The sequence below is a fragment of the Listeria immobilis genome, assembly GCF_014322845.1.
GTDB lineage: Bacteria > Bacillota > Bacilli > Lactobacillales > Listeriaceae > Listeria > Listeria immobilis.
Genome location: NZ_JAASUA010000003.1, coordinates 183,627 through 199,272, shown reverse-complemented (window position 1 = coordinate 199,272; position 15,646 = coordinate 183,627). Strand labels below are relative to the sequence as shown.

General features: G+C 35.7%; 12 protein-coding genes. All 12 read right to left on the bottom strand.

Features of this window, described 5'->3' with window-relative positions; translation table 11 throughout:
- Positions 1-8: 8 nt before the first annotated feature.
- Positions 9-1,115 (bottom strand): cytochrome aa3 quinol oxidase subunit II, encoded by a 1,107-nt coding sequence (gene qoxA / locus HCJ45_RS05720; RefSeq protein WP_185344324.1) that lies wholly within the window; start codon positions 1,113-1,115, stop codon positions 9-11.
- Between the two features lie 342 nt (positions 1,116-1,457).
- Complete coding sequence (locus HCJ45_RS05715; RefSeq protein WP_185380431.1) at positions 1,458-2,537, bottom strand: phosphomevalonate kinase; 1,080 nt, start codon at positions 2,535-2,537, stop codon at positions 1,458-1,460.
- A complete protein-coding gene (gene mvaD, locus HCJ45_RS05710) occupies positions 2,518-3,489 on the bottom strand; it encodes a diphosphomevalonate decarboxylase (RefSeq protein WP_185344320.1) in 972 nt (323 codons plus the stop codon). Before mvaD ends, HCJ45_RS05715 begins: the two co-directional genes overlap by 20 nt.
- The gene (mvk, locus tag HCJ45_RS05705; RefSeq protein ID WP_185380492.1) at positions 3,446-4,414 is read right to left on the bottom strand and encodes a mevalonate kinase; all 969 of its coding nucleotides are present in this window, start codon (positions 4,412-4,414) and stop codon (positions 3,446-3,448) included. Before mvk ends, mvaD begins: the two co-directional genes overlap by 44 nt.
- A 143-nt stretch (positions 4,415-4,557) precedes the next feature.
- Positions 4,558-5,076 carry a spermidine N1-acetyltransferase gene (speG, locus tag HCJ45_RS05700; protein WP_185344318.1) on the bottom strand — a complete coding sequence of 173 codons (519 nt, stop codon included), beginning with the start codon at positions 5,074-5,076 and terminating at the stop codon, positions 4,558-4,560.
- Positions 5,077-5,091: 15 nt separating this feature from the next.
- Complete coding sequence (gene cls / locus HCJ45_RS05695) at positions 5,092-6,606, bottom strand: cardiolipin synthase (protein WP_185380430.1); 1,515 nt, start codon at positions 6,604-6,606, stop codon at positions 5,092-5,094.
- Positions 6,607-6,738: 132 nt separating this feature from the next.
- The gene (gene gyrA, locus HCJ45_RS05690) at positions 6,739-9,264 is read right to left on the bottom strand and encodes a DNA gyrase subunit A (RefSeq protein WP_185344314.1); all 2,526 of its coding nucleotides are present in this window, start codon (positions 9,262-9,264) and stop codon (positions 6,739-6,741) included.
- Positions 9,265-9,359: 95 nt separating this feature from the next.
- Positions 9,360-11,300: a DNA topoisomerase (ATP-hydrolyzing) subunit B gene (gene gyrB / locus HCJ45_RS05685; RefSeq protein WP_185344312.1), complete on the bottom strand. Its 1,941-nt coding sequence runs from the start codon at positions 11,298-11,300 to the stop codon at positions 9,360-9,362.
- Between the two features lie 48 nt (positions 11,301-11,348).
- Positions 11,349-12,461, bottom strand: coding sequence for a DNA replication/repair protein RecF (gene recF / locus HCJ45_RS05680; protein WP_185344310.1), 1,113 nt, complete (start codon positions 12,459-12,461; stop codon positions 11,349-11,351).
- A gap of 3 nt (positions 12,462-12,464) precedes the next feature.
- Positions 12,465-12,686, bottom strand: a complete 222-nt coding sequence (gene yaaA, locus HCJ45_RS05675) for a S4 domain-containing protein YaaA (RefSeq protein ID WP_185380429.1) — start codon at positions 12,684-12,686, stop codon at positions 12,465-12,467.
- A gap of 179 nt (positions 12,687-12,865) precedes the next feature.
- Positions 12,866-14,209, bottom strand: a complete 1,344-nt coding sequence (locus tag HCJ45_RS05670; RefSeq protein WP_185344308.1) for an MATE family efflux transporter — start codon at positions 14,207-14,209, stop codon at positions 12,866-12,868.
- 107 nt (positions 14,210-14,316) lie between these two features.
- Entirely contained in the window at positions 14,317-15,462 is a 1,146-nt protein-coding gene (gene dnaN / locus HCJ45_RS05665; RefSeq protein WP_185344306.1) for a DNA polymerase III subunit beta, read from the bottom strand.
- Positions 15,463-15,646 lie beyond the last annotated feature (184 nt).

Here is a 15,646-nt window from a genome sequence, read left to right as displayed (position 1 = left end):
CCCCCCTTTTAGTTCCCTGCGTCATCCGATTCTTTTTTATTGAATTCATTTGTTTGGATGTCTTCTTCCATTTTCTTCATTTCGTCCTCACGGTGTTTATCCTCGTGGTAACCCTCACCATTTTTAATAATTTGTGGCTCCATATCGTGGCGCTCAAATTGAGGATTAGTCACGGTAACAGGACGAACAGGTAGAAGCGGCTCATCAGAAATGGTTGATTTTGTATTTGGATTATGTGGATTTGTCATTTCATATCCAAAACGTTTATAAGCATAGAAAACGTACTCTGGATCAGCAGCAACATCAACAAATGCTAAATGCGTGCCAGAATAAGTTTTTTTCTTAGAGCTTTCAGGCATTAAAAGACGGTCATAGATGTCTTGTGTGATAACTGGTGAATTTGCTTTTGTTTCTTTTGCCCATTTTTTAAAGTCTGATTCAGATTGCGCCACTACATCAAAGCGCTGATCTGCAAAACCTTCACCATTGAAATTGGCATTACGCCCTTTGTATGTACCAACTTCATCCGCTTGTAAATATAAATTCATCGTCATTCCAGACATTGCATATTTTTGACCACCCAATTGAGGCACCCAAAAACTTGTCATTGTATCTGCGGAAGTTAATTTGAACAGTACTGGACGATCTGTTGGAATATTTACGTAGTTAACCGTTTCGATGGACTCATCTGGATAACTAAAAATCCATTTCCAGTCTGCACTTGTTGCATAAATAACAATTGGATCTTTATGCGAAGTCACTTTTGGCGCTTCTTCCCCTGCATAAATTGTTTTTACAGTCGGAATAGCCAGTGCAATAACGATAGCAACTGGAATTAATGTCCAAAAAATTTCCAGTTTTTTACTACCATGCATATCCGGCTCATAGTTTGAAATGTCTTTTCGTTCACGATATTTAACTAGCATAATCGTAAACAATACAAAAATCGTTAGTACAATAACCAGCATAAATATAATCGAATAAATAATTAAGTCCGACTGACCTTTTGCAACTGGTCCCTTTGGATTAAGTACTGTCAAATCGCCACAACCACTTATCAAGCCGGTAACCCCAAGCATTGCTGTGAGTAGCAAAGATTTAAGTAACTTTGACACTCGAATCCCCTCTTTTCCTTTTGATGTTTTCTAATGTGTATTTTTGCGCAAAAATACCATTCCTGGAGTGCTGAAAGAAGCTTTTTTACAACTCCTATGTAACTGAAAAAATGCTGTTATTTTATTGTTTCTTAAAAAAACTCACAAACTTTTTTAAAATTGGTTAGCATTTTTAGAATCACTATGTTCATACTCTAACTCATTATATCTGATTTAATACCTTAGTTCAAAAACTTGATATATTAAATATTTCACAAACTTTTATTCTATTCTCTATTCCCTTGATTGTGAAATTTAAAACAAAAAAACAGTAAACAAAATATCTTTGTCTACTGTCTTCATTTATTCCGTTATTTGCACTTTGCCTGTATGGAAAGGTAAATGCTTAATACCTAGTTTTTCCCAGTTATGAACGAGTTTTTCTGCTAATTCTGGTGTTTTTGAAAAAGCTATTCCGCAATCTCCGCCACCTGAACCAGAAGATTTTCCAGCTCCGCCATTTTTTTCAGCTGAATCGGCTAATTGTTCTAATAAGCTTGTTTCAATATTGACTCCTGCTTTTGTTCCCAAATCTTGAAGGATACGGCGATTTTCCTTTATAGCGGAATAAAGCAGTTCCTCATCTTTTGTATGAAAAGCTTGAATAATTTGTTTCATAATTTGGTTGTTTCTTGTTAAAAATTGCTGATAGTTTTTGTTATCTTCTTGTTTAAATGCATGAATTTGTGATACTAATTTTCCTGTGCTTACAGGTGTTCCAGTCCAACCAACTGAAAAAGTAGGTATTGGTTCTTCTAAAGTTTCAATTTCAAGAAGCGGCCAAGGTTCTTTCATAAACCATTCAAGTGATTTATAAGCTAACCGATGTTTCACCCATTCTTGATCAAAAGTTGTATAAGCAATCCATCCACCATACATACAGGAAGCAATATCACCACAAGAACCATTACCTTGAACAACTAAATGTGATAAGGCAGCTAATTTGAATTTTTTTAGCATGGATATTTCTGGGTGGAATTTTTTCATTAGTGCATTGATTACCGCCACGGTTGCTGCTGCACTTGAACCTAATCCATATTTAGCGCCTGACTTATCTATTAATTCTGTTTCAATCACCATTTTGACTGGTGTTAATTCTATTCCTTCTGATTTTAGAAAAGTAGTTGCAATATTGATGGCTTCCGCTGTAAAAGTCCAATGTTCTCCGTCTGGTTTAAGTTCCCCGCCAACTGGCCAAGAAACAGGATTTTCATAATGCGGAATCCATAATTCATTTCGCTCACTGTCCTCTAAAGTTAATGTTATATAACGATTAACAGCAGTCAAAATAGCCGTATGCCCCGATTCCACAACGGCATATTCGCCAGCAACATATAATTTTCCAGGTATTTTAACTTGTAGTTTAGTTTTCATCTGATACACCACTCGCTTCCTTACCGGCATGACAAATTAGAATGTTTTTGGCTAGTCCCGACAACTTTTCTGCAACGATTTTCTCATTTTGACGCTCACAAATAACCTTAACATTCGGCCCAGCATCCATAGTAAAATAGGCTGGTATACCTTCTGCTCGAAGTTCTCTAACAGCATCCATTACGTTAAGCGAAGACGGCTGAAAATAAGTGAATGGTGGTTCTGCTCCAAGTGTTGTCGCATGCATTTTCATCCCATTGCGCTCGGTAATTTCGCCTACTTTGATGAAGTCTTCGTCTAAAATAGCTTGTTTCATTTCTTTCAAATCTGTCTCAGCAGCGGCAACCCAATCATTAAAGAAAGGAGAAGTCTCAACAGTTAAGCGCATTCCGTCACGACTAGAAACTTTCTTCTCTTTGTCAGAAACTACAGCGATAACCATGGACATTTTATCACTTAATTTTTTTGTAAAAGGAACGGCAAAAGAATCACTACCATCTGCTAGTTCGCCTTTTTCCCAAATAACAAAATCGCCATAAACGGAGCGAGAAGCTGATCCAGAGCCGAAACGGGCTAATTTTGAAATATATTGTTGTGTGTCATTTCTGCCCGCAGCACTCGAACCAGCAAGCGCTAAAGCGGCAAATGCTGAAGCTGATGATGCAAGACCTGCTGCAGTTGGAACATGATTTTCAGAGGTTATCAATGCTTTTGCTGTCAAACCAAATTCTTCACGCATTTTATCAATAAAACGGGTTACTTTCGCGTCCGTTTTTTGTTCTCCATTTAAAATAAATCTATCTTGTTTTAAATTTTCGTCCCATTCTACTGTTGTTTTTGTATAAAATTTGTCTACAGTGAAGGATAAACTACTATTTGCAGGTAGAATCAGCTGTTCATCGCGTTTTCCCCAGTATTTAATTAGCGCCACATTCGTGTGTGCAATGGCTGTCGCTCTCATAACTACCTTCTCCTATCGTAAAAATCCATTCTTGTGCAGCACCAGCTTTATGAAGTGCTTTTGTTATTTTTTCAGCGATTTCTTGGTTTTTGGCTACAGCAATAATACAACCACCTCTGCCACCGCCAGTAAGTTTAGCTCCATCAGCTCCATTATTTCTAGCAACTTTAATTAAATTTTCTAAACTACTATCACTAACTGTTAAAGTCTCCAAATAATTTTGTGCTCGATTCATTGCATCACCAATTTTTATAGTATCCGCATTTCCTTCTAAATAAGTCTTTATTTCCCGGGAAATATTTCCGAGTGCACGAATTATTTGGCCAATCTCAGCTTGATTTTTTTGATATAGTTTCTGGACATCTGCAACAGCAGCTCTTGTTTCACTTGGAACTCCTGTATCAGCTACTACAAAGGTAATTTTTTTAGAAAAGTGCATAATTTCTAATTTTCTATCGCGTTCATACCAAACTGGCTTTTCACTAACAACAGTAATTGCATCTACACCACTTGCATTCCCGTGTGCAATTTTTTCCGCTGTGTTAACAATGGAAAGTAGTTTTTTACTTTCTAACTCTCTTTTGAAATATTTATATAGGCCACGTGCAATACTTGTTGCTACTGCTGCACTCGAACCTAAACCTCGACCAATTGGAACTCCCGAAGTCACATGAATAGATACATTTTCGCCTTGACCTATTTCTTTTAGAACATCCACAACTAGTGCTTTAATTCCCAATAAAAAATCAGGCATATCTTCTAAATCCCCTGAAAAAAATGCCGAAGAAAATTTAGTTTTTATAGAAGCTTCCACATTTGTAGTTACTACTGCTTGTGTAAATGGGACTGAAATCGCCGGTTCTCCGTATACAACTGCATGTTCTCCGCATAATATCATTTTAGCTGTCCCAATGCCTGTAGCCAATGTGCGCCAATCCTTTCTCCATCTAAATAATACTACTTTTAATACTTCATGATACCATAATTTTTTCACTAAAACCTTATTATAGAACTTTTTTAAAGCCAAAACAATGACTGGCACTAACTTTTCCAGTGCCAATCAATAATTTACTTATCCATTTCTTTATATTGGTGCTGAAACAGACACATCCGAATTGCATCATGGTAAGTTCCATCAACAAAAAATTCATCAATTAATTCGCCCTCACGAATAAAACCAACTTTTTCGTAAACATGAATTGCTTTTTCATTTACTTTATCGACAACTAAATATAATTTATGCATATTTAATACATAAAAAGCATATTTCATTGCAAGCTTTGTGGCGGATACTGCATAACCATGACCTTGAAACTTAGGATCAATAATAATTTGAAATTCCGTTCTTCGGTGAATATAATCAATTTCCATCAATTCGACTAATCCAACCATTTGACCATCTAATTCTAAAATAAAACGGCGCTCTGATTGATCGTGAATGTGCTTATCATATAGCTCTTGAAGTTCGACAAATGCTTCATATGGCTCTTCAAACCAGTAAGACATTATTTTCGCATCATTATTTAACCGATGAACAAATTTTAAATCTTCGCGTTCAAGCGGCCTAAGTTTTAAATCTCCACTCATTTTTCCACTCCTAAATTATAAAATTGGCGATAATAAACTGGAAAGCACTTCTTTTATTCGAGTTTTTAATGTTTTTTCTTCCATATCTTTCATTGTAAATAATCTACTATCATCAAAATCTTTCTTAAAATCACGTTTTAAATGATGAATTGCTTCACTTTCATCATATAAGAAAACCATTAATTCATGGTTTAATCTAAAACTCCGTACATCAAAATTGGCTGTTCCGACTGCTGCATGTGTTCCATCTACTAACATTGCTTTTGCATGAACAAAAGAGTCATCTTGATAAGCATACATTTTTGCCCCTGCTTCAATCATTGTTTTCACATATGCATTACTCCCGTGAAAAGATATTCCTCGATCACCTTTTCCTGGGATAATTACTCGTACATCAACACCACTCATTGCAACTCTACGAATAACTGCTAGCGACTCCTCGTCTGGTACAAAATAAGGCGATACTATCCAAACATATTCTTTTGCAGAGTCAATTAAATCAAGCATGGAATCACGAACCCATTTTTCTTTGTCATAAGGACCACCATAAATAACCTGAGCCCAATCATCTCCCATATCAACTGGTGAAAAATATTGCTTTAATCCTGTTTCACTAATAAATTTATCTGCTGCAGCTTTTTTATTTTCCATATAAACCCAGTCATTAAGGAAAGACTCTTGTAATTCAATAACTGCTTGTCCTGTAATTTTAATATGTGTATCACGCCAAACGCGAAAATCTGGTGTATTGGAGCGATATTCTTCTCCAATGTTAAGACCACCTGTAAAACCAATTTGTCCATCAATCACAACAATTTTTCGGTGATTTCTTAAATTCGCTGTCCGTACAATCCATGGTGAAGTAACTGGATCAAATGGATGTATCTCAACACCTGCATCTACTAAGGGTTTTAAAAAATCTTTTTTCAGTTTGCTTGAGCCCAGCCCATCAAACATAAACCGAACTTCAACGCCGGCTTTTGCTCTTTCTACTAAAATATCACGAATCTCTGTAGAAATCTCATCTGTTTTAAAAATATAGTATTGAATATGAATATGATCTTCTGCTTTTTTTAGTGCATCTAAAAGCACGGGAAAAGTTTCTTCACCATTTGTTAAGATTTCTATTTTATTTCCTTTGATTGGTTCAATAGATGTTAAATGTGCAATTCTTTTTGATAATCTCGGTAATTTCTCATCGATATTATTTGGAATTGCATGAATCGCTTCAATTAGTTTTTCTGTTTCTGTTATTTGAGCTGTGGTAAATATTCGTGTCGCAGGATTTCGACCAAATACTAGATAACTAATCGTTCCAAGCACTGGCAATACAAAAATAACAGCTATCCAAGCAACTTTTGAGCTAGTATTTCGTTGGTCAAATAACAACAATCTAATAGCAATAACAACCCCACACAATTGAATAAGTATACTCGAAATTAAAAATAGAGTAGCCGCTTGAGTAATTAAAAGATATTCCACTAATGTTAAAACAACTACTATAACAAGAAATTGAATCAGTTTGCGCATAGTTACAACTCTTCCTTTTTTAGACGTAATACAGATATTATACATAATTTATAATTAAATTGCGCTTTTAACCACTAAAAAAGCTGGAAAATCATTCTAATTCAAAAATTAGATTGTTTTCCAGCCTTATTTCTATTCTTCTATGTCACTTCCAGGAGCATCTTCAAAACTTTCATCAGGTACTTGTGTGATAAGTGTTTCGTCGATTTCTTCCTCATGTTCTAATTCTTCTTCTTTTGGTACTTTCGCTACAGTAGCAACTTTTTCATTTTCATCCAAACGAATTAGTTTTACGCCCATTGCGCTACGGCCAGTTTGTGATACGGTATCAATTTCAAAACGAATTAATACACCACTTACTGTCATCAGCATTAAATCTTCTTCACCTGTAACTGTCTTCATTGCTACAAGGTTTCCGTTTTTCTCTGTGATTGTAACGGTTTTAACACCCATACCACCACGATTACGAAGCGGATACTGAGAAGCTGGTGTTTGTTTTCCGTAACCTTTTTCAGTTACAACTAACACTTTTTCATTATCTTCTAGTACTTCCATACCGATAACTTCATCGTCTTCACGAAGTCTAATACCACGTACTCCGGCAGCTGTACGACCCATTACACGAATGTTTTCTTCTGAGAAATAGATTGATTGGCCATGTTTCGTTGCGATAATCATGTTTTTAGAGCCATCAGTCATTTGAACAGAAATCAATTCGTCATTTTCACGGAGTTCTACAGCACGCAGACCACTTTGACGAATTTTCGCAAATTGAGAAAGGGTTGTACGTTTCACGACACCATGTTTCGTTGTAAAGAAAAGGTAGCTATCATCTGTGAATTCAGATAGGTTAATAACTGCATTTACTTGTTCTTGACTTTCTATTCCAAGTAAGTTAATGATTGGAATACCTTTCGCTGTACGTCCATATTCAGGTACTTCATAACCTTTCGAACGGTAAACTTTCCCTGTATTTGTAAAGAATAGTAGTGTATCATGTGTGCTCGTTGCAACAAGATGTTCTACAAAATCATCTTCATGTGTAGACATACCTTGAATACCACGACCACCACGACGTTGACTACGATAAGTTGATAATGGTAAACGCTTGATATAACCACGTTTTGTCAAAGTAATCGCTACTTCTTCTTCTGGGATTAAATCTTCGTCTTCCAAGCTGACTAAATCTCCAGCTAAAATTTCTGTACGACGTTTATCCGCATATTTAAGTTTAATTTCTTCTAACTCTTCACGAATAATTTCAAGAATACGTTCATCATCAGCCAAAATAGCTTTTAAATCATTAATTAATGCTACTAAGTTTTGATATTCTTCTTCAATTTTTTCGCGTTCTAAACCAGTTAAACGTTGCAAACGCATATCTAAAATAGCTTGAGCTTGTTTATCTGAAAGCTTAAATTGTGTCATCAAACCTTCTTTTGCAATATCTGATGTTTTTGATCCACGAATTAATTTAATAATCGCATCAATGTTGTCAAGCGCAATTCGTAACCCTTCCAGGATATGAGCACGCGCTTCTGCTTTACGAAGTTCAAATTCCGTACGGCGACGTATAACTACTTTTTGATGTTCTAAATAATAATAAAGAATTTCTTTTAAATTCAGCACTTTTGGATGATTATCTACTAGTGCAAGCATATTAATCCCAAAAGTTGTTTGTAGTGCAGTCATTTTAAATAAATTATTGACGATAACACTAGCACTAATATCACGTCGAACTTCGATAGCAATACGCATTCCCGAACGGTCAGACTCGTCATTTAAAGATGTAATTCCATCAATTTTTTTCTCACGTGCAAGTTCTGCAATACGCTCAACTAGACGTGCTTTATTTACTTGATAGGGGATTTCTGTAATAACAATTGTTTCTTTACCATTTTTCTTTTCTTCAATATCCACACGACCACGAACTGTAATGGAACCACGTCCGCTTTCATAAGCTCGACGAATTCCGCTACGTCCCATAATCATTCCAGCAGTAGGGAAATCAGGTCCTGGAATATACTCCATTAATTCACGAATGCTTATATCTGGATCATTACTAAGTGCCAAAACACCGTCAATTACTTCACCAAGATGATGGGTAGGGATGTTTGTTGCCATACCAACTGCAATACCTGAAGATCCATTGACAAGTAAGTTTGGGAAACGTGCTGGTAAAATAATTGGCTCACGTTCTGAACCGTCATAGTTATCCGCATAGTCAATTGTATCTTTATTAATATCACGAAGTAGTTCCATTGAAATTTTAGACATCCGTGCTTCTGTATAACGCATTGCTGCTGCCATATCGCCATCGACCGAACCAAAGTTACCATGTCCGTCAACAAGCATATTCCGATAACTAAAATCTTGTGCCATCCGTACCATTGTAAAATAAACAGCTGTATCGCCGTGGGGGTGATACTTACCAATAACTTCCCCTACAATACGTGCTGATTTCTTATACGCTTTATCAGAAGTCATACCTAAGTCATTCATCGCATATAAAATACGACGATGAACTGGTTTTAATCCGTCACGAACATCTGGTAGAGCACGGGCAACAATTACACTCATCGCATAGTCTAAAAATGAAGTCCGCATTTCTTTATTTAAGTTTATCTCTGTTATTCGTTGATTTGGTGTTTCTGCCATTGTTAGAGAAACCTCCCTTTCAAAAGTAAGGCTGAAGCTAGTTCAAACCTTTTAAAAACAATCAATAACTAAATTTATTACCCGGGAAATATTTATTAAACATCCAAGTTTTTAACATATTGCGCATTTTCTTCAATGAACTTACGACGAGGTTCCACGCGGTCACCCATCAACATTTCAAAAGTTTCATCGGCATCAATAGCGTCTTTAATGTTTACCTGAAGCAATGTCCGATGCTCTGGATTCATTGTTGTATCCCAAAGTTGTTCTGGATTCATTTCTCCAAGACCTTTATAACGTTGAATGCTGAATTTAGTGTCTTTATCAAGCGATGCAAGATAATCTTCTAGCTGTCCATCACTATAGACATACTCCACTTGTTTACCATGTTTAATTTGATAAAGTGGTGGTTGAGCAATGTAAATATAACCAGCATCAAGAAGTGGACGCATATACCGATAAAATAATGTTAACAGCAATGTACGAATATGCGCACCATCAACATCAGCATCTGTCATAATAATTAGTTTGTGATAACGTGCTTTTGAAACATCAAAATCTCCACCAAAACCAGTACCCATAGCAGTAAAAATAGTTCGAATTTCTTCGTTAGCTAAAATACGGTCTAAACGTGCTTTTTCCACATTTAAAATCTTACCACGAATCGGCAAAATCGCTTGGAATAAACGATCACGACCTTGTTTAGCAGAACCACCGGCTGAGTCACCCTCAACAATGTAAAGTTCACTAATTTCAGGATTACGTGATGAACAATCTGCTAACTTACCAGGTAAACTAGAAATTTCAAGGCCACTACTTTTACGAGCAACTTCACGGGCACGCTTAGCAGCTAGACGCGCACGAGAAGCCACCACGCCTTTCTCAACGATTTTTCTAGCAACATCTGGGTTTTCCATCATAAATTTATTTAAAGCCTCAGAAAATAGCTTATCTGTGATAGAACGAGCTTCTGAATTTCCAAGTTTTGTTTTTGTTTGTCCTTCAAACTGTGGATCTGGATGTTTAATCGAAATAATTGCTGTTAGTCCTTCACGAACATCTTCACCTGAAAGATTATCATCACTATCTTTAAATACTTTATTACGACGTGCATAATCATTGATAACTCGAGTCAATGCTGTTTTAAAGCCAGATTCATGTGTTCCACCTTCATAGGTGTGAATATTGTTAGCAAATGAAATGATATTGCTTGAGAATCCAGTGTTATATTGCATTGAAATTTCAACCATAATGTCATCACGTTCACCTTCCAAATAAATAGGTGGCTCATGAATAACATCTTTTGCTTTATTTAAATGCTCGACGTATGAACGAATTCCGCCTTCATAATGAAATTCTTTACGAACTTTGTGTTCTTCACGTTTGTCCTCAATTGAAATAGTTAAACCACGATTTAGAAAAGCAAGTTCTCTAGTCCGCGTGCGAAGTGTATCAAAATCGAATTCCGTTGTTTCTGTGAAAATTTGTGGATCAGGAGTAAAATGCACTATTGTTCCACGGTAGTCTGTTTCACCTTGTTCTTCCATATCCATAGCAACATCACCACGTTCAAAACGTTGGTAATATTTTTGACCTTCACGGTGAACATATACTTCAAGCGATGTTGAAAGGGCATTAACTACTGATGCACCAACCCCGTGAAGCCCACCAGATACTTTATATCCGCCGCCACCAAATTTACCACCAGCGTGTAAAACTGTAAAAATAACTTCAACAGTTGGACGACCAATTTTTTCATTAATCCCAGTTGGAATTCCGCGTCCGTTATCGCGAACGGTAATGCTGTTATCAGCTTCAATAGTAATTTCAATTTCTGTACAAAAACCAGCAAGCGCTTCATCAATTGCATTATCTACAATTTCCCATACAAGGTGATGGAGTCCACGTTGACTAGTAGAACCAATGTACATACCAGGTCTTTTTCTAACAGCCTCTAAGCCTTCGAGTACTTGGATTTGATCTTCGTTATAATCTGAAGCATTTTCATGTACATTCGTAATATTTTCTTCTGACATTAATTATTCCACCGCACTTTCTTTTTCATCAAATTATATTAACCTAGTTTAGGATTTTTTTACTGTACCTTTTTCCACCTGAAAAGTGGTTGCTTGTTTAAGCGTATCATGATCAATTCCGCTGATACTTGTTGTTGTTACAAAGGTTTGTACTTTTCCTTCGATTGCTCCAAGTAAATGCGATTGACGATAATCATCTAGTTCACTTAAGACATCATCAAGAAGTAAGACTGGATATTCACCAGTTTCTTCATGAATAAGATCAATTTCAGCTAATTTTATTGAAAGAGCTGTCGTACGCTGCTGTCCTTGTGAACCGAAATCTTGCACATTTTGTCCATTAATATAAAACAGAGAATCATCCCGATGTGGTCCAATAAGCGTGACACCACGGTCGATTTCTCTTTGTTTAATTGATTCCATTTTTTGGAGTAGGTCAGCTTTCCATACTTCAGGATCATCACCATTAAGCGAAACGGAAGCTTTATACTCGATTTTAAGTGTTTCTAATCCTCGCGAAATTTTGGTATGAATAGGTGCCGCATAAGCTTCTAATTTTTTAATGAAATCAGCTCTTCTTTTTGTTAAATTAATAGCAACATCCGCAAATTGCTCCGTTAAAATATCAAGCAAAATTGGATCTACTTTACGTTTCATTTGTAACATCTTTAAATATTGATTTCGTTGTTGTAAAATCCGCTGATATTCACTTAGATTATGCAAATAAATTGGCTGCATTTGCCCTATTTCCATATTCAAAAAACGTCGTCTGACTCCTGGAGCACCTTTTACAAGAGATAAATCTTCTGGAGCGAAAATAACCACATTTAAATTACCAACATACTGGCTAAGTTTCTTTTGTTCCAAATGATTTACTTTTGCTCGCTTACCTTTTTGAGTAATGGCAAGTTCTAGTGGCACTGTCTGTCCGCGTTTCACTATCCGACCTTCCATCTTAGCTTCTTCTTTTTCCCACATAATAAAGTCTTTATCATTAGTTGTCCGATGTGATTTTGCAAGAGCTAACATTAACACAGCTTCTAAAAGGTTCGTCTTACCTTGTGCATTCTCTCCAAGAAAAACATTTACAGATGGGGAAAATTCTAGTTCTAAGTTTTCATAATTACGGAAATTTCTTAAAACAATGCTTTCTAAATGCATCAGCTATTTCCCTTGTTCAATTTTTACTTTGCCAATTCCAGGAACCAGGACTACATCGCCATTACGAAGCTTTTTCCCCCGACGATTATCTTGCTCTCCATTGACATAAATTGTATTTTCACTTAGGTACACTTTCGCCATTCCGCCAGTTGAAACTACATCAATCATTTGTAAAAGTTGACCAAGCGTTACGAACTCACTATTTATCTTTACTGTTTCAGCCAAAAATTTCACGCCCAATCTTTTTTTATCACTACCTTTTATTTTACTAAAGTTTTGCCAATAATACAAAGAATATTTTCATATATTCGTTTTTCAGCTTTTTTTAATAAAACTAATAGGGGGATATTATTTATTAAAAAAAATAAAATATGAGCTTCTGAGACGTTTTTGACTAAAATCAGCTATTTTCGCCGAATAACTGCTTTTTTCTTCCAAGCACCTGTTCTATATCTCCAAACACCAAGCATTGTTGCTGTAATCCACGCAACTGGTGTAGCCCACCAAAGACCAATATAACCAATATAAAGGGATAATATAAAACCAATGACCAATCTAGAAACAAGTTCAAAAATCCCCATGGCTAAAGGAACCATAGCATCTCCAGTACCGCGTAAAGTTTCCCGCACAACAAATAATACACCCACAACCACATAGAAAAGGGAGACTATTAACAGATAACTCACACCAATATCAATTACTTCTGTTTCTCCTGCATCCACAAACAACAATAAAAACTGCCGTGCAAAAAGTTGAACTAAAATAGTAATTACCACACTAATTATCGTTACAACCTTAATTCCTGACCAAAAACCTTCACGAACTCGGTCTATTTTTCCTGCTCCAATATTTTGACCAGCAAAAGTAGAGGAAGCCGCGCCAAAAGCAATTCCAGGTTGATATGTAAGAGAATCAATTCGACTTGCTGCAGTATAGGCTGCTACAACAGAAGAACCAAAACCATTAATTAAGCTTTGAAGTGCCATATTTCCAATAGATATAAATGATCCTTGCAAGCCAGAAGGAAGTCCAATTCGAACCATCTCTTTTAAAAGTGGCGGAGAAAGTTTGAATTTTTCTCGTTCTATTCGCATAAACGGCACATGACGATAGGCGTAATAAATAACTAAAACTGCGGCAACGGATTGGGATAGAACAGTAGCAATAGCAGCTCCCTGAACACCCATATGCATATGTACTACAAAAAGAAAATCAAGTGCAATATTCATTAAAGAAGATAAAATCAAAAAAAGCAGTGGGGTAATCGAATTTCCAAGTGCCCGAAGAATTGCTGCCATTCCGTTATATAAGCTCATTGGTAAAATGCCGATAAATAATGTAGTCAAAAATATAGAAGAATCATCCAAAATATTTGCTGGTGTTCTAAGTAAAATAAGTAGTGGTTTTGCTAAAAAAACACCCGCAATCGTTAAAATAATTGCCGAAAAAACCACCGCATAGGTTGCAGTAGCTATAACATCTTTTAAGCGATTGTAATCTTTAAAACCAAAATATTGAGCAACTACAACAGAAATTCCGCTCATAAGTCCAATTATCAAAGAAACCATAAAAAAATTGACTGAGTTTGTCGCTCCAACAGCTGCTAGTGCATCAACACTAACAAATTTACCAACAATAACCGCATCAATCATCGTATAAAATTGTTGGAATAAGTTTCCAATCAACATGGGCATCGCAAATAAAAAGATTAATTTTGTTGGATTACCTGTTGTCATATCCTTCATCATGTTAAGTACTACCTCCATTTGCATAAATATACATTGTTATTCAAAACCTGTACTATAACAAAAAAATCCGCCTTGAAACCAAGACGGATTTGCTTCTTTTTGCAAGATTAGTAAGTTCTAACCGGCGTGATTAGTTGTAAAATTTCATTTGGATTAGTAGCATCTTTCGGTCGAAGTACAAATGGTCTCATTGTACCTGAGAAGGAAATTTGAATATCATCACCTTCGAAAGCACGTAAAGCATCCATCATATATTTACCGTTAAAAGATATTTTAATTTCTTCTCCTGTGAAACTTTGACTGAAAACATTTTCTGAAACATTTCCAACTTCAGGGGAATTAGAAGAAACTTCCACTTGACCATTTTCAAGGGTCATTAATTTGATTACATTATTACGATTTTCGCGAGCAAGTAGGGAAGCACGATCAATCGCTTGTAAAAATGCTTTGGAATTAATAACTAATTCAGATTTCGTATCTGTAGGAATTAAACGCGATGTATCTGGATAACTACCTTCAAGTAAACGAGAATAGAATAATAAATCTTTTAATTTAAAAAGGATTTGATTATTAGCTAGTGTCATTTCAATAGATTCACTTGCATCATCTAAAATTTTATTTAGTTCTGCTAAGCTTTTTCCTGGAATAACAATGTTATATTCTTCATCAATGTCTGTTTCTAGAGGAATTTCACGTAATGCAAGGCGGTGACTATCTGTTGCAACTGCACTAAGTTTATTTTCTTTAATAATCCAGTTCACACCAGTAAGAACAGGGCGAACTTCAATAGCAGAAACTGCAAATACAGTTTGTCTAATAATATTTTTAAGTACATTAATTGGAATTTTAATATTTTTACCATCTGTTACTTCTGGTAACTTAGGATATTCCATTGGATCCAAACCATTTAGTGTAAAGGATGCTTGACCAGAACTAATGTTGGTTTGATAATTTGTTGTAACTTCAATTTCTACATTTTCTTCTGGCAAACGACGAACAATATCACCAAAGTATTTGGATTGAAGAACAATTCCTCCAAAACTTTCTACTTCTACAATTACTTCATCATTTTCAATTAATGGAATAAATGCTTCGATGGAAATATCGGAATCACTACCTGTTAATGTAACTCCTTCATCATTTACAACTATTTTTATCCCCGTTAGAATTGGAATCGTTGTTCTTGCAGAGATGGCACGAGTAACTTCATTGACTGCTTGGACAAGACGATCACGCTCAATAACAAATTTCATGAGTATCCCCCATTTTTATATATTTTGTAAATCCTCAAAAACCTTTAATTAATTAATAAAAAATCGTAGTAATAGTAATAGGCGCTGTGGATTTGTGGATAAGTAGGTTTTAAGCCATGCAACATAAAGTTTTCCACATGTTGATAACTTGTGGGTAAGTATGTTTCAGTTATCCACATTGTAC

Bases quoted from the DNA above. Each gene is read 5' to 3' on its own strand.
- dnaN (WP_185344306.1), bottom strand. From the start codon at position 15,462: ATGAAATTTGTTATTGAGCGTGATCGTCTTGTCCAAGCAGTCAATGAA.
- cls (WP_185380430.1), bottom strand. From the start codon at position 6,606: ATGCGCAAACTGATTCAATTTCTTGTTATAGTAGTTGTTTTAACATTA.
- speG (WP_185344318.1), bottom strand. From the start codon at position 5,076: ATGAGTGGAGATTTAAAACTTAGGCCGCTTGAACGCGAAGATTTAAAA.
- gyrA (WP_185344314.1), bottom strand. From the start codon at position 9,264: ATGGCAGAAACACCAAATCAACGAATAACAGAGATAAACTTAAATAAA.
- HCJ45_RS05670 (WP_185344308.1), bottom strand. From the start codon at position 14,209: ATGATGAAGGATATGACAACAGGTAATCCAACAAAATTAATCTTTTTA.
- gyrB (WP_185344312.1), bottom strand. From the start codon at position 11,300: ATGTCAGAAGAAAATATTACGAATGTACATGAAAATGCTTCAGATTAT.
- recF (WP_185344310.1), bottom strand. From the start codon at position 12,461: ATGCATTTAGAAAGCATTGTTTTAAGAAATTTCCGTAATTATGAAAAC.
- mvaD (WP_185344320.1), bottom strand. From the start codon at position 3,489: ATGAGAGCGACAGCCATTGCACACACGAATGTGGCGCTAATTAAATAC.